Raw genomic sequence first — 18,322 nt, 5'->3', positions numbered from 1 at the left:
AAAATGAGACATGAAAGATGAGAGAGAAAGAGGCCTTCTGGCTGGGCATCGATTGTGGCGGTACTTATCTGAAAGCCGGTTTGTATGACGCCAAAGGTCATGAGCATGGGATCAACCGGCAGTCGTTACAGACGGCAACGCCACTGCCGGGTTACGCCGAACGCGACATGCACCAGCTCTGGCAACAGTGTGCAGCCACCATTGCCGGGCTTTTGCAGCGTACAGGCATCTCCGGCGAGCAAATTAAAGGCGTCGGTATCTCCGCTCAGGGTAAAGGACTGTTTCTGCTCGACAGGCAGGATCAGCCGCTGGGCAGCGCCATTCTCTCTTCCGACCGCCGGGCGCTAAAGATAGTCCAGCGCTGGCAGCAGGACGGCATTCCTGAACAGCTTTACCCCGTTACCCGTCAGACGCTGTGGACCGGGCATCCCGCCTCTCTGCTGCGCTGGATTAAAGAGAACGACCCTCAACGTTACGCACAAATTGGCTGCGTGATGATGGGGCATGACTATCTGCGCTGGCGCTTAACCGGCATAAAAGGGTGCGAAGAGAGCAACATTTCTGAGTCCAACCTCTACAACATGAGCAGCGGGCAGTATGACCCGCGCCTGACCCAATGGTTGGGCATCAGTGAAATCAACGATGCGCTGCCCCCCATTATGGGGTCAGCCGAAATATGCGGGGAGATCACTGCTCAGGCAGCCGCCATCACCGGTCTGAAGGCGGGCACGCCCGTCGTCGGCGGTCTGTTTGACGTGGTTTCCACCGCGCTCTGCGCCGGTATTGAAGATGAATTCACCCTCAACGCGGTGATGGGCACCTGGGCGGTGACCAGCGGGATCACCGAGGGGTTGCGCGACCACGAAGCGCACCCTTATGTCTATGGCCGCTACGTCAACGACGGGCAGTACATCGTTCACGAAGCCAGCCCTACCTCATCCGGCAATCTTGAATGGTTTACCGCCCAGTGGGGCGAACTCTCTTTTGACGAGATCAACCAGGCCGTCGCCAGCCTGCCGAAAGCGAGCGGCGAACTCTTTTTCCTGCCGTTTCTGTACGGCAGCAATGCCGGGCTGGAGATGACCTGCGGCTTTTACGGCATGCAGGCGCTGCACACCCGCGCGCATCTGCTACAGGCCATTTACGAAGGGGTGGTGTTCAGCCACATGACCCATCTCAACCGTATGCGCGAACGCTTTACTGAGGCGCACACCCTGCGCGTGACCGGCGGCCCGGCGCACTCCAACGTCTGGATGCAGATGCTGGCGGATGTCAGCGGCCTGCGCATCGAACTGCCGCAGGTTGAAGAGACCGGCTGCTTTGGCGCCGCGCTCGCCGCCCGCGTCGGCACCGGCGTATATCGCAGTTTCAGCGAGGCTCAGCACGCCTTACGGCACCCGGTACGCACGCTGATGCCCGACATGGCCGCGCACCGTCTTTATCAGCGCAAATACCACCAATACCAGGATTTGATTCAGGCATTACAGGGCTACCACGCCCGCATTAAGGAGCACGCATTATGAGCCGACCATTACTGCAACTGGCGCTCGACCACACCAACCTTCAGGCGGCGCTTCACGATGTCGCCCTGTTACAGGACCACGTCGATATCGTTGAGGCTGGCACCATCCTCTGTTTAACCGAGGGGCTGGGCGCGGTGAAAGCGCTGCGCGCCCAGTGCCCGGATAAAATCATCGTTGCCGACTGGAAGGTGGCCGATGCGGGTGAAACGCTTGCGCAGCAGGCTTTTGCCGCAGGCGCCAACTGGATGACGATTATCTGTGCGGCGCCGCTCGCCACGGTGGAGAAAGGCCATGCCGTCGCGCAATCCTGCGGCGGTGAAATTCAGATGGAGCTGTTCGGCAACTGGACGCTGGACGATGCCCGTGCCTGGTATCGCACCGGTGTACGCCAGGCGATTTATCACCGTGGGCGCGACGCGCAGGCCAGCGGACAGCAGTGGGGAGACGCGGATCTGGCGCGGATGAAGGCGCTTTCTGACATTGGCCTGGAGCTGTCGATTACCGGCGGCATTACGCCTGCCGATCTTCCGTTGTTTAAAGATATTCGCGTCAAAGCATTTATCGCCGGACGCGCGCTGGCAGGAGCGGCGCATCCGGCACAGGTTGCTGCCGGGTTCCACGCGCAAATTAACGCCATCTGGGGAGAGCAGCATGCGTAATCATCCGTTAGGTATCTATGAAAAAGCGCTGGCAAAAGACCTCAGTTGGCCGGAGCGCCTGGTGCTGGCGAAAAGCTGCGGCTTTGACTTTGTCGAAATGTCGGTGGATGAGACCGACGAACGCCTGTCGCGCCTGGACTGGAGCCCCACGCAGCGGGCGTCGCTGGTGACCGCCATGCTGGAAACCGGCGTGGCCATCCCGTCAATGTGCCTGTCCGCGCATCGTCGCTTTCCCTTCGGCAGTCGCGATGAGGCCGTACGCCAGCGGGCGCACGACATCATGACCAAAGCGATTCACCTGGCGCGCGATCTGGGTATCCGCACCATTCAACTGGCGGGTTATGACGTCTATTACGAAGAACATGACGAAGGTACGCAACAACGCTTTGCCGAAGGGCTGGCGTGGGCGGTGGAGCAAGCCGCAGCGGCGCAGGTGATGCTGGCGGTGGAGATCATGGACACCGCCTTTATGAACTCCATCAGCAAATGGAAAAAATGGGACGCGCTGCTCGCCTCGCCGTGGTTTAGCGTTTACCCGGATGTCGGCAATCTCAGCGCCTGGGGCAACGACGTCGCCGCTGAGCTGAAGCTCGGTATTGACCGCATCGCCGCCATCCACCTGAAAGACACGCAGCCGGTGACAGAGAACAGCCCCGGTCAGTTCCGCGACGTGCCGTTCGGCGAAGGGTGCGTGGATTTTGTAGGCATCTTCAAAACGCTGCATGAGCTGAACTACCGTGGCGCGTTTTTGATTGAGATGTGGACGGAAAAGGCCAAAGAGCCGGTGCTGGAAATTATCCAGGCGCGGCGCTGGATAGAAGCGCGTATGCAGGAAGGAGGATTCACATGTTAGAGCAGTTAAAAGCCGAGGTGCTGGCAGCCAATCTGGCGCTTCCGGCACACCATCTGGTGACATTCACCTGGGGTAACGTCAGCGCCGTAGATGAAACGCGAAAACTGATGGTCATTAAACCTTCCGGCGTTGAATATGACGTCATGACCGCCGACGATATGGTGGTGGTGGAGATCGCCAGCGGCAAGGTCGTTGAAGGCAGCAAAAAGCCCTCGTCCGATACGCCGACGCATCTGGCGCTCTATCGTCGTTATCCGCAGATCGGCGGAATTGTGCATACCCATTCCCGCCATGCAACGATCTGGTCACAGGCGGGTCTTGACCTGCCCGCCTGGGGCACCACGCATGCCGACTATTTCTATGGCGCAATCCCCTGTACCCGGCTGATGACCGTGGAGGAAATTAAAGGGGAATACGAATACCAGACGGGCGAGGTAATCATCAAAACCTTTGAAGAACGCGGTCTGAACCCAATGCAGATCCCGGCGGTATTAGTCCATTCACACGGGCCATTCGCCTGGGGGAAAGACGCCGCTGACGCCGTGCATAACGCCGTGGTGCTTGAGGAGTGCGCCTATATGGGGCTGTTTTCCCGCCAGCTCACGCCGCAGCTACCGGATATGCAGCCAGAATTGCTCGACAAACATTATCTGCGTAAACACGGCGCGAACGCCTATTACGGGCAATAAGACAATAAAAAAATCCCTGGGCGTAAAACGTCCAGGGTAAGAATCCGAAGGCGACATCACGCTACGGAATAAACGGTTACTGACCTCAGCGATATCGGTATTGATAATCTACATTGTCCACCACACTATAAAGCGGTTGAATATCATCCAGTGCCAGTATGTATCCACTTCCTTTCACGCAGACAATTGAATTCTTCGGTAGCCCCAGCAGACTTAATTTATTATTTAGATTTTTGACGACTTTAGATAAACGCTGCGTGGAAGCACATAATTCATTTTTTTCCCAAACGTTGATGAGTAATTCATCCTTTGAGACATATTGAGAACGTGCATTGACCAAAAGGTAAACAAACAGATGGAGCATTGTCCGATTAAAAAACACTCCACAGAAAGAGATGACGCTATCCATTTTATTAACCGGCAGCCGGAAAATTCGAGCTTCGTTAATATCAAGGAATATTTCCCTGCCAATCATAAATCCATGTAACTGATATTCCATACTTTAGATACTCACGTTGAGCTAAACCAGAGATACCTGCTCATGTTCACCTCCTCCTTGATTATTGTGTAAGCCTCAAGTGTAAAAAAAAGCAATTTATTTTCAATAGTTAACCGACACAACTCTTTTCCCACACCTTTCTGATGGGGTATAGGTTTAATAGCTGAAAAACATATTTGTATAAATTAATGTAATTACTAAAGACAAACGATTAGCAGTATAAGCTAAATAGACAGGGCCGGTGCATGTGACAATTAAATATTATATATTTATCTCAAATTACAGTTAATAATCCTGCGACGGGTTCCCTACGACCGAACAGCGGCTTCACTCTCCCCGGCAAATCTGCCCGATGGCGCTGCGCTTATCGGGCCTACATGTGCGATTTCCCGTAGGCCGGATAAGGCGAACCTCATGCCCGATGGCGCTGCGCTTATCGGGCCTACATGTGCAGTTTCCCGTAGGCCGGATAAGGCGAACCTCATGCCCGATGGCGCTACGCTTATCGGGCCTACATGTGCAGTTCTCCGTAGGCCGGATAAGGCGAAGCCGCCATCCGGCAACGTGGTTATACGGCGCTTAAAACAGCCCCAGCGGTTTATCGGAATAGCTCACCAGCAGACACTTAGTTTGCTGATAATGCTCCAGCATCATTTTGTGGGTTTCGCGGCCAATCCCCGACTGCTTATAGCCGCCGAACGCAGCATGCGCCGGGTAAGCATGATAGCAGTTGGTCCATACGCGTCCCGCCTGAATACCGCGCCCCATTTTGTACGCCAGGTTGCCGTTACGACTCCAGACTCCGGCGCCAAGCCCGTACTGGGTGTCGTTAGCCAGTTCCAGCGCTTCCTCCATCGTCCTGAAGGTCGTCACCGCCAGCACCGGGCCAAAAATCTCCTCCTGGAAGACGCGCATATTGTTCTTACCAAACAGGATGGTCGGTTCGAGGTAATAGCCCTCTTTCAGCTCTCCTTCCAGCTGCTTGCGCCGCCCGCCGGTTAACACATCCGCGCCTTCTTTCTTACCGATATCAATGTAGTTGAGGATGGTTTCCAGTTGGCCCTGGGAGACCTGCGCGCCCATCTGCGTAACGCTGTCGAGCGGGTTACCGCTGCGAATGCTTTCGACGCGACGAATGGCCCGCTCCATAAAGCGCTCATAAATGGACTCCTGTACCAGCGCGCGGCTCGGGCAGGTACAAACTTCGCCCTGGTTAAAGGCAAACAACGCAAAGCCCTCCAGCGCCTTGTCGAAAAACGCATCCTCTTCATCCATCACATCGGCGAAGAAAATATTGGGGGACTTACCGCCCAGCTCCAGCGTTACCGGGATAATGTTTTGTGTCGCGTACTGCATGATCTGTTGCCCGACTTCCGTCGAACCGGTAAACGCCACCTTCGCGATCCGCTTCGACGTCGCCAGATATTCGCCGATCTCTCCGCCCGCGCCGTTCACGACGTTGACCACGCCCGGCGGGAGCAGGTCGCCAACGATTTCCATCAGCAACAGAACCGAAAGCGGCGTCAGACGCGCAGGTTTGAGCACCACGCAGTTCCCCGCCGCCAGCGCCGGGGCCATTTTCCAGCTCGCCATCAGCAGCGGGAAGTTCCACGGGATGATCTGCCCCACCACGCCCAGAGGTTCATGGAAGTGATAGGCCACCGTTTCGCTGTCAACTTCGCTGATACCGCCCTCTTGTGCGCGGATACAGGACGCAAAATAGCGGAAATGGTCGATCGCCAGCGGCACGTCGGCGGCGCTGGTTTCACGGATGGGTTTGCCGTTATCCCAGGTTTCCGCCGTTGCCAGCAGTTCCAGGTTTTGCTCCATGCGATCGGCAATCTTAAACAGAATCGCGGCGCGATCCTGCACGGACGTATGCGCCCACTGTTCTTTCACGTTATGCGCGGCATCCAGCGCCAGATCGATATCTTTTTTGCCGGAAGAGGCGACTTCACACAGCAGTTGCCCGGTCACCGGCGTCAGATTCTGGTAATACTCGCCGTCTACCGGTGCGACCCAGTCTCCGCCGATAAAGTTGTCGTAGCGGGCTTTTAATTTCAGAGGAAAACCATACTCGCCGGGCTGAATACGCGTTGAAGGGGGATTATTGGTCATGACCGTCTCCTTACTGTAGGGGTACTACAAAGGTTAGACGGGACTGGCGAAATCTTCGCCAGCCTTTTACTGCTTTACGACTGCGGTCACGATATAGACAAGCGGATGTTTAAGCCGTTTCACCTTACCGCACAGTGTAGGCCCGATAAGCGCAGCGCCATCGGGCATGACGCCGGAATGACACGATGCGTATATCCGGCAATCACTCAATTACATCGCCGCGTGGTAAATCGCCATGATCTCGTCGTGGGTCGCCTGAATAGGGTTGGTCAGGCCACAGGCGTCTTTCAGCGCATTGGTCGCCAGCACCGAAATATCTTCTTCTTTCACATTCAGGTCGCGCAGACCCGCCGGAATGTTGACCTGCTGCGCCAGCTGACGGATAGCGTCAATGCACGCTTTCGCGCCGTCGGCTTCACTCATCCCGGTTACATTAACGCCCATCGCAGCCGCACAGTCACGCAGACGGCCTGCCGCGACCTGGCTGTTAAATACCTGAACGTGCGGCAACAGCACCGCATTACATACGCCGTGCGGCAGATTGTAGAAGCCGCCGAGCTGGTGCGCCATCGCGTGGACATAGCCCAGAGAAGCATTGTTAAACGCCATACCAGCCAGGAATTGCGCATAGGCCATCGCTTCGCGCGCCTGCGCGTTGCTGCCCTCTTCCACGGCAATCGCCAGGTTTTCCGCAATCATAGAGATGGCTTTCAGCGCGCATGCATCAGTAATCGGCGTTGCGGCAATAGAAACATAGGCTTCAATGGCGTGGGTTAACGCATCCATGCCGGTCGCGGCGGTCAGCGATTTTGGCATCCCCATCATCAACGAAGAGTCATTCACGGAGAGCAGCGGCGTAACGTGTTTATCCACAATCGCCATCTTAATATGGCGCGCTTCATCGGTAATGATGCAGAAGCGGGTCATTTCTGATGCCGTTCCCGCCGTCGTGTTGATGGCAATCATCGGTAGTTGAGGTTTCGCGGAGCGATCCACGCCTTCATAGTCGCGGATGTCGCCGCCGTTCGCCGCCACCAGCGCGATGCCTTTCGCGCAGTCGTGCGGGGAGCCGCCGCCCAGCGAAATTACGCTATCGCACCCGTGTTCTTTCAGGAGTTTCAGCCCGACAGCCACGTTTTCGGTGGTCGGGTTCGGCTGCGTGCCATCATAAATAACGCTGAAAATATCGCGTTCCTGCAACGCTTTCTGAATATCTCCAGCCATGCCTAATGTTGTTAACATGCTATCCGTGACAATTAATGTACGGCGAAAACCATATTCCGCCATAGTATTCATTGCTTCTTTTAATGCACCAGCGCCGATTACATTCACGGAAGGAATAAAAAATGTTGAAGCAGCCATTGTACCATCCTTAATTACTGAAATAAGGCTGGCAGCATACGGATGAACCTGTCGTGAAAATATGATCGCTGTTGTTATTTTCCCATTATAAAATATAAAAAAGCACATTAGGTTCATCGCCTGCTGTGCTTTATATAATTCAAGAAAACAATTGTATTAATTCATTTTCTATTTTAATAATTCGTATCATTCTTTTGCCGGAAATAATAACGCATCGCGTAATAAATGATCGTTTCCGCGACGGCGCGTGAATCCTGTCCGGTCAAAATACTCCAGAATCTGAATGGCGAGTTTTCGTCCAACATTCAGCCGATCGCGAAAATCAGCGGCGCAGGTCGAGCCTCTCTCCTGATCCAGTTCGCGGATCAGGTTCGCAAAAGCGACAATCCGATCGTTACGGTAATAACGATCTTTCACGATCGCGGTAATCATGCCCTGCTGTGCCGCCTGTCGCAGCACCTGCCGCATAACCTGCTCGTCCACGCCCTTTTCTTTCGCCAGATCGCGCACCCACCAGGGGTCGTCGCCAAACAGCGGCTCAATGTTTTGCCAGACGGCCTGCTGCTCGTCGCTGAAACCGGCTTTGTGATCCGGTAAATGCAACCAGCCGTGGTGGCTGTGAATCACGCCGCTTTCATGCATACGGTCGATGAGCAGCAGCACCAGCGCTTCGTCTTCCATCGGGAGCGCCATGCGCCGCAAACGCTCGCGCCCCGGGCCGGGTTCATCGCGATGGTGTTCGTGGTACATCGCGAGCGTATCCAGAATCTTACGCTGCCAGCGCGCGGCAACAGGGGCGTTCAACAGGCTGTAACCCGCCTGAATAAAACCATGCTGTTCAATAAGCTGGCGCATACCGTCGCCGTTGAGCTGCCGCGCCCACACGAAATCAGGAATATTCACCGCGCCGCGTTCGAGATGCGTCGCCAGCGCGGCGCTGTCATCCCTGGCGTTTTCCAGCGCCGACAGCCATTGCAGATATTCCGGTTTACGTTTACCGCGACGCGGCGAGTTGAGCGTCACCACACGTGCGCCAGCAAGCGTGGTTCGGGCAGAAATATCGCGTAGTACCAGCCGGTCGTTATCGGCAAGCCATAGCGGCGTATCGAACACCAGCTCCGCCAGCGTACCCTCCAGCAGGGAAATACGTCCGGTGACATGGCTGGCGGCGTGGTGAATATGCAGCGGTTGCCATTGCACGAGCGGCGCAGCATGTTCTAACGAAACGATGACGCGTGAAAAGGCATCCGGCGGTACGTCAGAGAGAAGCCAGTCGCCACGATTAAGCTGCTCTTTTTCCGCATCGCCCGCGATATTCAGCGCAATACGCTGTCCGGCATGAGCGTGTTCAGTCGCCTGATTCTGCGCATGCAGGCTGCGCACGCGCATGGGCTTATTCACACCGGTAAGCCACAGCGTATCGCCAACGTTCACTTCACCGCTGAGCGCCGTACCGGTCACCACCAGCCCTGCGCCTTTCACCGTAAACGCGCGATCGATCGCCAGGCGAAAGCTCTGATGGCCGGGATGCGCGCGGCCCGTCAACTGCCGTAAATGCTCGCGCAATGCCTCAATACCACGCCCTTCATTCGCGGCGGTGACAAACAGCGTCGCGTCGGCAAACCCGTAATGGCCCAGCGTCGCCAGAATCTCTTCCCGCACCTCTTCGATTCGCGCTTCGTCCACGCGGTCGGCTTTGGTCAGCGCAACCGTAAGCTGTGGATTGCCCGTCAGTTGTAAAATTTGCAGATGCTCGCGGGTCTGCGCCATCACGCCGTCATCGCAGGCGACAACCAGCAGCGCATGATCGATACCGCCCACGCCCGCCAGCATGTTGGAGAGAAACTTTTCATGACCGGGAACGTCGATAAATCCCAGTACGCGGCCATCCGGCTGCGGCCAGTAGGCATACCCCAGATCGATAGTCATACCGCGTTTTTTTTCTTCCGGCAGGCGATCGGCATTCACGCCGGTAATCGCCTGTAATAGCGTTGTTTTTCCGTGGTCAACGTGTCCGGCGGTTGCAATAATCATTTCAACATCATCTCCATAAACCGGGTCTCGTCTTCAAGGCAGCGGATATCCAGCCACAGGCGACCATCGTAAATTCGGCCAATGATCGGGACGGGCAGCGCGCGCCAGCGAGCCGCCAGCGCCTCAAGACGGCTTCCGCGCCCGTCATGCGGCGTAAAGGTCAGTGCCGCGCTGGGCAGCCGATCAACCGGCAGCGAACCGCTGCCGATCTGCGACAGGCAAGGCATCACGTTTACCGCGAACTCCGCGCTAAAGCGTGCGGCAAGCGCCGTCTGTAGCCGCTGCGCCTGCGCCTGAATCGCCGCTTCACTGCGGGTTAACAGCCGCAGCGTCGGCAGTTTCTCCGCCAGCGCTTCCGGGTGCAGATAAAGTTGCAGTGTTGCCTCCAGCGCCGCCAGCGTCATTTTGTCGGCACGCAGGGCCCGCTTCAGCGGGTGGCTTTGCAGTTGCGCAATCATCTCTTTCTTGCCGACAATGATCCCGGCCTGCGGCCCGCCCAGCAGCTTGTCGCCAGAGAAGCTGACCAGGCTGACGCCTGCGGCAATCAGCTGCTGCGGCATCGGTTCTTTCGGCAAGCCGTACTGACTGAGATCCACCAGCGAACCGCTGCCCAGATCCGCCACCACCGGGATATCCAGCTCCAGCCCAATAGCGGCCAGCTCTGCCTCATCCACCGCTTTGGTGAAGCCTTCAATACTGTAATTACTGGTATGCACTTTCATCAACAGGCCGGTGTTTTCATTCACCGCCTGACGATAATCTTTCGCGTGAGTCCGGTTGGTGGTGCCCACCTCATGCAGCGTACAACCCGCCTGACGCATCACATCAGGAATACGAAACGCGCCGCCAATCTCCACCAGTTCGCCACGCGATACCACCACCTCTTTACCGTTCGCCGTCGCCGCCAGCATCAGCAACACGGCCGCCGCGTTGTTGTTCACAATACAGGCGTCTTCCGCCCCGGTAATGCGACACAACAGATCCGCCAGCGCCCGATCGCGGTGCCCGCGCCCGGCGCCATCCAGATCATATTCCAGTGTGACCGGAGCGCGCATTGCCTGCGCCACTGCGTCAATCGCCTCTTCCGCCTGCTGCGCTCGCCCCAGATTGGTGTGCAGCACCGTTCCCGTCAGGTTAATCACCGGACGCAGCGCGCTTTGCGCCTCTTTCGCCAGCCGGATATTCACCTCTTGCGCCCAGTTCTCGCACCACGCGGGCAGCGCCTGCGTATCGCGAATCGCTTCCCTTGCTTCATCCAACATCTGGCGAAGCAGATCCACCACCCTGGTGTGCCCGTGGGTGTCACGTAAAGAGAGAAAAGTGCTGTCACGCAGTAAGCGATCGATAGCAGGAAGCTGGCTGTAGAGTGAACGCGTTTCGGTTGTCATGAAAAAGGCCTGGCTGTTGGTGGCCCCCTCCGGTGCGGAGAGGGATATCGACATGAGGGGGATTGTACCGTGAGTTTGCTCAGGCGGACATAATGCGCATCAAGCCTTTGGCGGTTCCGTGCGGGCAAAGCTTTCGCGTTGAAAGAGCGTTTCCACCAGTTTGACTAAGTGCGGTCTGTCCACACACCAGCCCGGCGCCACGCGGCGGAAATTGAGGTAGCCCACGGCGCAGGCAATGGCGATGGTTGCCAGATTCACGGTATCGGTCTTAATCGTCCCGTCCACCAGATAACCTTCCAGCGCGTCCAGACTACGGTTGATTTTCTCGCGCTGGCGCAACAGTTCCGTTTCAGACTGCTGCGCCGCCGGGCGCGCCTGTTCACGCACGGAAACCAGACCGGCATCCATAATGCCGTCCGCCAGCGCTTCAATCTGCCTTACTTTCAGTGAGGCCAGCGGTTCACGCGGAATCATCACCGGAGCAATATCCAGTAACTCAATATATTCGGCGATTATCGGGGAATCGAACCAGCACTCTCCCTTATCCGTCACCAGCGCGGGGACTTTGCCAAGCGGGTTGTACTGCGCCACGCCGTTTTCCGCGTTGTAGGGAAGTTCATTCACAAATTCGAAAGTGATGCCCTTTTCCAGCAATAAAACCGAAATCTTTCGCACAAAAGGGCTGGTATAGCTGCCGATGAGTTTCATGCCGTGTCCTTTTTGCCAACAAAAAATAAAGTGGTATCAATAAATCCTGCCTTAGTTTTGCCGGATGGCGGCGCAAGCGCCTTATCCGGTCTACACATTGCAGACATTGTTCCTGTCGGTCTGATAAGCATAGCGCCATCAGGCGTTTTTACTAAAAAGCAGGTGACGACCCGCTTAATGATCCAAATAAAGATAGTGCATCCAGCTGGTCATGCGCAGTAGCACCTTACGCATCACGGAGACATGGGCGAAGTGATCGGAGTAAACCGCAACCTGGGCGTAAATGCCGTCAGGCAGGGCATCCACATCGCTATTCGGCTCCAGCTCAATCAACGCAAGCACGCCGTCCATCCCCGGCGTTACGCTTAAGGACTGTAATGTTCCCTGCGCCTGGTAAGAACCGCCGGGCACGACCGGTAAAATACTCAACAACTTGCCCTGGAATACCTGGCCGGGCAGCGCATTGAACACCACTTCGGCCTCATCTCCCGCCTCAAGACGTAATAATGAGTTCTGCCGGAACTGGGCGACAATTTGCCGTTTTTGTTCGGGAATAAAAACCATTACCGGGCGCAGCGGCAGCGCGGCGGCATAGCTACCGGGCCGGATAAGCACCTGGGTCACATAGCCATTGCTCGGCGCGCGAATAACCGTCTGTTCAAGATTGTATTTCGCCTCGGCCAGTTGCGCCCGCAGGCTGACGATTTGCGACTGCTCGCCATCGACCATGCTGTCCAGTTGGCTCTGGATCTGCGTTTGCTCAGCAACAGAACCTTTTACCATCGCATCCTGCGCTAAATAGTTTTGCCGCGCGTTATCGATATCGCTTTCAGAAAACGGATTCACCCTCGCCTGACTGCCTTTCAGATAGCGCTGATAATCCTTATAGAGGCGGTCGCGTTCTGCGGACACCCGCGTGGTATTGGCCTGAGCCTCCGCTAATTGCGCCTTCAGGGTATGTATATTATGCGTGGCCGTGACCAGGTCAGCCTGTAACCTGTCGACCCGCGCCTGATACCGCACAGGATCGATTTTGAATAAAACATCGCCTTTTTTAATCAGCTGATTATTTTTATCCGTTACCTCACTCACAATACCTGTTACCTGCGGCGTAATGGGAATAGAAATAACCGCTTTCTGCGCCGTAAAAGTATAGGGGTGGTTATAGTTCATTAATAATATAAGTCCGCTAACTAAAAATACCCCGCCTAATGCCGCCGTGGAAAGTGTCCATTGATTCACCGGAATCCTGAATATTTTAAATACCGCCCAGGCTAATGCTACGTAGGTCAAAACAATCAACAGATCCATGATTAGCTCTCCGACGGGGGAATATCAGGGGACTGTACCTCAGCCAGCTTTCGCTCCAGCGCTTCCACACGTTTCGACAAGGCGATAAGTTCCGGGTCAGGCTCCGGTTCTGGCCCCGGCTCAGGTTCCTTTTCCTGCGGTGAAACATGCGCTTGCATGCCCCAGCCCCGTTCGGGCTGATAAAGCGTGGCCCAAATCCACAGAAACGGCCAAATAACATGCAGCGTAAACAGACTGACCCAACCAGCAGTATGAATAGCATCAGCATGGGGGTGGTTTCGTTTTTTAGCGATCAGATAAGGGATGTCATGAATCATGATGATTCCATAAAAAATCACCAGAAAAACAAAGATCAATACTCCTAACGCGAAATAATTTAGAAACATACCTGCTCCGGCTTCACGCTAATAAGAGTGTTAAATGACAGGCGGCGTATTACGATTCCACCGATATTTTGAACATAATTCGAGTCCGCCATTTTCGCCATCAAACCAAAAGATAATTTTGCACGGCGAGAGGTTGCTCAATTACACATCAGAATGAAGCATGAGGCGGAATCTGCTTAAGATCACACCACACAGGTTTCGGATGAAAATATCTTGTGATTTAGATCACAAAAATTCAACAAACCCTCAAATCAAAAATGTGAAACAGTTCACATTTAAACGCTATTTCCATCGGTGATTCCAGGTTTGTTGTTTTTTTACACAGCTGTTTTGTGATCAATATCACATCAATAACCACCATCTACCCTATATTCATGTGACCTAAATCACACAACAAGCCAGCAACTGGACAGTTGAACGATTCAGTGCCAGATTTCGCACTATCTACAGGGTCCGGCTACCTCTGCCGCTACATTAACAAACCTCGGGCTTCGAGCCTGCGCGACAGCAAACATAAGAAGGGGTGTTTTTATGTCATCCGATATTAAGATCAAGGTGCAAAGCTTTGGTCGTTTCCTCAGCAATATGGTGATGCCAAATATCGGCGCGTTTATCGCGTGGGGTATTATCACCGCATTATTTATTCCAACAGGGTGGTTGCCTAACGAAACGCTGGCAAAGCTCGTTGGTCCGATGATCACCTACCTCCTGCCGCTGCTGATCGGTTATACCGGTGGTAAGCTGGTAGGCGGCGAGCGCGGCGGCGTGGTCGGTGCTATCACCACGATGGGCGTTATCGTCGGTGCGGACATGCCGATGTTCCTCGGCTCAATGATCGCAGGCCCGCTGGGCGGCTACTGCATCAAGAAATTCGATAGCTGGGTAGACGGTAAGATCAAATCCGGTTTCGAAATGCTGGTGAATAACTTCTCCGCTGGCATCATCGGGATGATCCTCGCGATTCTGGCGTTCCTCGGCATTGGCCCGGCGGTTGAAGTCCTGTCCAAACTGCTGGCAGCCGGCGTTAACTTCATGGTTGTCCATGACATGCTGCCGCTGGCGTCTATCTTCGTTGAACCGGCGAAAATCCTGTTCCTTAACAACGCGATCAACCACGGTATCTTCTCGCCGCTGGGTATTCAGCAGTCCCATGAGCTGGGTAAATCCATCTTCTTCCTGATCGAAGCTAACCCAGGCCCGGGTATGGGCATCCTGATGGCGTACATGTTCTTCGGTCGCGGCAGCGCAAAACAGTCTGCTGGCGGTGCGGCAATCATCCACTTCCTGGGCGGTATCCACGAAATTTACTTCCCGTACGTGCTGATGAACCCGCGTCTGATCCTGGCCGTTATCCTCGGCGGTATGACTGGCGTGTTTACGCTGACCATCCTGAACGGCGGTCTGGTTTCTCCGGCGTCTCCGGGTTCTATCCTGGCGGTACTGGCGATGACGCCAAAAGGCGCCTACTTCGCTAACATCACGGCGATTATCGCTGCTATGGCGGTCTCCTTCATCATTGCCTCCATTCTGCTGAAAACCAGCAAAGTGAAAGAAGATGATGATATCGACGCGGCAACCCGTCGCGTGCAGGACATGAAAGCGGAATCTAAAGGCGCATCCGCGCTGTCCGCTGGCGATGTGACCAACGACCTGAGCCATGTACGTAAAATCATCGTTGCCTGTGATGCCGGTATGGGTTCCAGCGCAATGGGTGCGGGCGTACTGCGCAAAAAAGTTCAGGATGCGGGTCTGAGCCAGATTTCCGTCACCAACAGCGCGATCAACAACCTGCCGCCGGATGTCGACCTGGTCATCACTCACCGTGACCTGACCGAGCGCGCCATGCGCCAGGTTCCGCAAGCGCAGCACATTTCGCTGACCAACTTCCTGGATAGCGGACTGTACACCAGCCTGACCGAACGTCTGGTTGCCGCGCAGCGCCACAACACCAACGAAGAGAAAGTACGCGATCATCTGAAAGACAGCTTTGATGAAGGGGATAACAACCTGTTCAAGCTGGGCGCAGAAAACATCTTCCTGGGTCGTAAAGCCGCCACTAAAGAAGAAGCCATTCGCTTTGCGGGCGAGCAACTGGTGAAAGGCGGTTATGTTGAGCCAGAATACATCGACGCCATGCTGGAACGTGAAAAACTGACCCCGACTTATCTGGGTGAGTCTATCGCCGTACCGCACGGCACCGTGGAAGCCAAAGACCGTGTGCTGAAAACCGGTGTGGTGTTCTGCCAGTACCCGGAAGGCGTTCGCTTCGGTGAAGAAGAAGACGATATCGCCCGCCTGGTCATTGGTATCGCGGCGCGTAACAACGAGCACATCCAGGTCATCACCAGCCTGACTAACGCGCTGGATGATGAGTCCGTGATCGAGCGTCTGGCGCATACCACCAGCGTGGATGAAGTGCTGGAACTGCTGGCCGGTCGTAAGTAAGTCCGTTGCCCGGTGGCGCTCGCGCTTACCGGGCCTACGATGTGCAGTTCCCGTAGGCCGGATAAGGCGTTTACGCCGCCATCCGGCATCATGTCCGGTGGCGCTGCTACCAGGCCTGCGGTGTACGGTTTCCTCTCCCGCAAGGGAGAGGGTTTGGGTGAGGGGGGAAGCCATGCGGTCCCTCACCCCAGCCCTCTCGGGTAAAAACATTAATGAAGGTTAACACTATGAAAGCATTACATTTTGGCGCAGGTAATATCGGTCGTGGATTTATCGGCAAACTGCTGGCTGACGCGGGGATACAACTGACGTTCGCGGATGTAAACCAGGTCGTGCTCGACGCCCTGAATGCCCGTCATAGCTATCAGGTTCATGTGGTGGGTGAAAATGAGCAGGTTGATACGGTTTCCGGCGTTAATGCCGTGAGCAGCATCAGCGATGACGTGGTTGAGCTGATTGCGCATGTCGATTTGGTCACCACCGCCGTTGGGCCGGTGGTACTGGAACGCATTGCTCCGGCCATCGCCAAAGGCCTGGTTAAACGTAAAACGCAGGGGATTGAAGCGCCGCTTAACATCATTGCCTGCGAAAACATGGTGCGCGGCACCACGCAATTGAAAGGTCATGTGATGAACGCCCTGGCGGATGAAGACAAAGCCTGGGTTGAACAACATGTCGGTTTTGTCGATTCCGCCGTCGACCGTATCGTGCCGCCTTCCGCCTCCGCCACGAACGACCCGCTGGAAGTCACCGTGGAAACCTTCAGCGAGTGGATTGTCGATAAAACGCAGTTCAAAGGCGCGCTGCCAGATATTCCAGGTATGGAATTAACCGATAACCTGATGGCATTTGTCGAACGTAAACTCTTCACGCTGAACACCGGGCATGCTATAACCGCGTACCTCGGAAAATTAACCGGTCATCAGACCATCCGTGACGCGATTCTCGATGAGAAAATCCGCGCTGTGGTAAAAGGGGCGATGGAAGAGAGCGGCGCGGTGCTGATCAAACGCTACGGTTTTGATGCCGACAAACACGCGGCATACATTCAGAAAATCCTCGGTCGTTTTGAAAACCCGTATCTGAAAGATGACGTTGAGCGTGTTGGCCGCCAGCCGTTGCGTAAACTGAGTGCGGGCGACCGTCTGATCAAACCGCTGCTGGGCACGCTGGAATACGGCCTGCCGCACGTTAACCTGGTCAACGGTATCGCTGCCGCGATGCACTTTACCAGCGAAGACGATCCGCAGGCCCAGGAACTGGCTGCGCTGATCGCAGAGAAAGGGCCGCAGGAAGCGCTGGCGCAAATTTCCGGGCTGGATGTAAACAGCGAAGTGGTAGCGGAGGCGGTTAACGCATACAACGCGACCAAATGAGGCAAAATACGGCGCAGGTCATCCTGCGCCCGAATGACAGATTGTCAGATATGCAGGCAATAATGGAACAAACCCAGGCCTTTGAAAACCGCGTGCTTGAGCGTCTGAATGCTGGCAAAACCGTACGAAGTTTCCTCATCACCGCCGTAGAGTTACTCACCGAGGCGGTGAATATTCTGGTACTTCAGGTGTTTCGCAAAGACGATTATGCGGTGAAATACGCAGTGGAACCGTTGCTCGACGGCGATGGACCGCTGGGCGATCTCTCGGTACGTCTGAAACTGATCTACGGTCTGGGAGTACTCAGTCGCCCTGAATACGAAGATGCGGAACTGCTGATGGCGTTGCGTGAAGAACTGAATCATGACGGTAATGAATATGCGTTCACCGACGACGAAATTCTCGGGCCGTTTGGCGAACTGCACTGCGTGACGGCGTTACCGCCGCCGCCGCATTTTGAGACCTCTGACCCGGGTTTATACGCCATGCAAATTCAGCGCTACCAGCAAGCGGTACGCTCAACGATGGTGCTTTCCCTGACCGAGCTGATTTCTAAAATCAGCTTAAAAAAAGCCTTTCAAAAATAGACCGTCAACCACTTACTGTTTTTCTTCCGGCTGCGGCTGATAGAGCTGGCGATAATATTCCAGACGTTGCAGGTACATCTGCGCATTTGCCTTCGGCACCTCATCAGGAACCATATCGCGCGGCGGCGTTTTATTCAGATACTCCCGAAATGCCTGACTCGAAGCCATAAAATCTACAGCCTTATCAATAAGAAGCGGAACGTTGTCACCTATTTTAACCATGATGATATCTCCATGTATTCTCCGCGTCGGGGAATGCGCGGCCGCTAATTTTAGTTTAGGCTCAGACAGGGTTTTCTATTGGGGAAAACGTGCTTAATCGCAAACCGCCATACAGAAACCGTTAACATCACGTTTTGTTTATTAAATAAGTATTAAATCAAT

16 protein-coding genes are annotated in these 18,322 nt (G+C 55.0%); 7 read left to right on the top strand and 9 right to left on the bottom strand.

Going from position 1 to position 18,322, the window contains the following annotated elements:
* Positions 1-17 precede the first annotated feature (17 nt).
* The 4 genes from OGX84_RS06600 to araD are packed head-to-tail and all read left to right on the top strand — an operon-like array spanning position 18 to position 3,724.
* Positions 18-1,523, top strand: a complete 1,506-nt coding sequence (locus tag OGX84_RS06600) for an FGGY-family carbohydrate kinase (protein ID WP_112001413.1) — start codon at positions 18-20, stop codon at positions 1,521-1,523.
* Complete coding sequence (gene ulaD, locus OGX84_RS06595; RefSeq protein ID WP_058668274.1) at positions 1,520-2,182, top strand: 3-keto-L-gulonate-6-phosphate decarboxylase UlaD; 663 nt, start codon at positions 1,520-1,522, stop codon at positions 2,180-2,182. The genes OGX84_RS06600 and ulaD overlap by 4 nt, the downstream gene beginning before the upstream one ends.
* Positions 2,175-3,035: an L-ribulose-5-phosphate 3-epimerase gene (locus tag OGX84_RS06590; protein WP_112001412.1), complete on the top strand. Its 861-nt coding sequence runs from the start codon at positions 2,175-2,177 to the stop codon at positions 3,033-3,035. The genes ulaD and OGX84_RS06590 overlap by 8 nt, the downstream gene beginning before the upstream one ends.
* Entirely contained in the window at positions 3,029-3,724 is a 696-nt protein-coding gene (araD, locus tag OGX84_RS06585; protein ID WP_012135722.1) for an L-ribulose-5-phosphate 4-epimerase, read from the top strand. The genes OGX84_RS06590 and araD overlap by 7 nt, the downstream gene beginning before the upstream one ends.
* 85 nt (positions 3,725-3,809) lie before the next feature.
* Here araD and OGX84_RS06580 read toward each other — a convergent pair whose 3' ends face one another.
* The 8 genes from OGX84_RS06580 to OGX84_RS06545 all read right to left on the bottom strand — a co-directional run bounded on the left by OGX84_RS06580 (position 3,810) and on the right by OGX84_RS06545 (position 13,530).
* A complete protein-coding gene (locus tag OGX84_RS06580) occupies positions 3,810-4,223 on the bottom strand; it encodes a winged helix-turn-helix domain-containing protein (RefSeq protein WP_012135723.1) in 414 nt (137 codons plus the stop codon).
* Between the two features lie 579 nt (positions 4,224-4,802).
* Positions 4,803-6,341 (bottom strand): aldehyde dehydrogenase AldB, encoded by a 1,539-nt coding sequence (gene aldB / locus OGX84_RS06575; RefSeq protein WP_047460312.1) that lies wholly within the window; start codon positions 6,339-6,341, stop codon positions 4,803-4,805.
* A gap of 210 nt (positions 6,342-6,551) precedes the next feature.
* Positions 6,552-7,703 carry an L-threonine dehydrogenase gene (yiaY, locus tag OGX84_RS06570; protein WP_112001410.1) on the bottom strand — a complete coding sequence of 384 codons (1,152 nt, stop codon included), beginning with the start codon at positions 7,701-7,703 and terminating at the stop codon, positions 6,552-6,554.
* 186 nt (positions 7,704-7,889) lie between these two features.
* Positions 7,890-9,737, bottom strand: coding sequence for a selenocysteine-specific translation elongation factor (selB, locus tag OGX84_RS06565; RefSeq protein WP_286457591.1), 1,848 nt, complete (start codon positions 9,735-9,737; stop codon positions 7,890-7,892).
* Entirely contained in the window at positions 9,734-11,125 is a 1,392-nt protein-coding gene (gene selA / locus OGX84_RS06560) for an L-seryl-tRNA(Sec) selenium transferase (protein ID WP_112001409.1), read from the bottom strand. The genes selB and selA overlap by 4 nt, the downstream gene beginning before the upstream one ends.
* A 99-nt stretch (positions 11,126-11,224) precedes the next feature.
* Positions 11,225-11,833, bottom strand: a complete 609-nt coding sequence (locus OGX84_RS06555) for a glutathione S-transferase (RefSeq protein ID WP_047460300.1) — start codon at positions 11,831-11,833, stop codon at positions 11,225-11,227.
* Between the two features lie 174 nt (positions 11,834-12,007).
* Positions 12,008-13,144, bottom strand: a complete 1,137-nt coding sequence (locus OGX84_RS06550) for an HlyD family secretion protein (RefSeq protein ID WP_012135732.1) — start codon at positions 13,142-13,144, stop codon at positions 12,008-12,010.
* A 2-nt stretch (positions 13,145-13,146) separates the two neighbouring features.
* The gene (locus OGX84_RS06545) at positions 13,147-13,530 is read right to left on the bottom strand and encodes a DUF3302 domain-containing protein (protein ID WP_071259218.1); all 384 of its coding nucleotides are present in this window, start codon (positions 13,528-13,530) and stop codon (positions 13,147-13,149) included.
* A gap of 531 nt (positions 13,531-14,061) precedes the next feature.
* On the opposite strand from OGX84_RS06545, the gene mtlA reads away from it, so the two are divergent.
* The 3 genes from mtlA (at position 14,062) to mtlR (ending at position 17,938) form a co-directional block, all read left to right on the top strand.
* Complete coding sequence (mtlA, locus tag OGX84_RS06540) at positions 14,062-15,975, top strand: PTS mannitol transporter subunit IICBA (protein WP_012135735.1); 1,914 nt, start codon at positions 14,062-14,064, stop codon at positions 15,973-15,975.
* Positions 15,976-16,202: 227 nt separating this feature from the next.
* Entirely contained in the window at positions 16,203-17,351 is a 1,149-nt protein-coding gene (gene mtlD / locus OGX84_RS06535; RefSeq protein ID WP_024131058.1) for a mannitol-1-phosphate 5-dehydrogenase, read from the top strand.
* Complete coding sequence (gene mtlR, locus OGX84_RS06530) at positions 17,348-17,938, top strand: mannitol operon repressor MtlR (protein WP_012135737.1); 591 nt, start codon at positions 17,348-17,350, stop codon at positions 17,936-17,938. The genes mtlD and mtlR overlap by 4 nt, the downstream gene beginning before the upstream one ends.
* Before the next feature lie 12 nt (positions 17,939-17,950).
* On the opposite strand, the gene OGX84_RS06525 is transcribed toward mtlR, so the two are convergent.
* Entirely contained in the window at positions 17,951-18,160 is a 210-nt protein-coding gene (locus OGX84_RS06525; protein ID WP_012135738.1) for a hypothetical protein, read from the bottom strand.
* Positions 18,161-18,322 lie beyond the last annotated feature (162 nt).

Origin of the sequence: Citrobacter sp. CK202 (genome assembly GCF_030333225.1) — a bacterium.
Lineage (GTDB): Bacteria > Pseudomonadota > Gammaproteobacteria > Enterobacterales > Enterobacteriaceae > Citrobacter_B > Citrobacter_B koseri.
The sequence above is the reverse complement of the archived record's forward strand: the minus strand, read 5'-3'. Positions and strand labels throughout refer to the sequence as shown.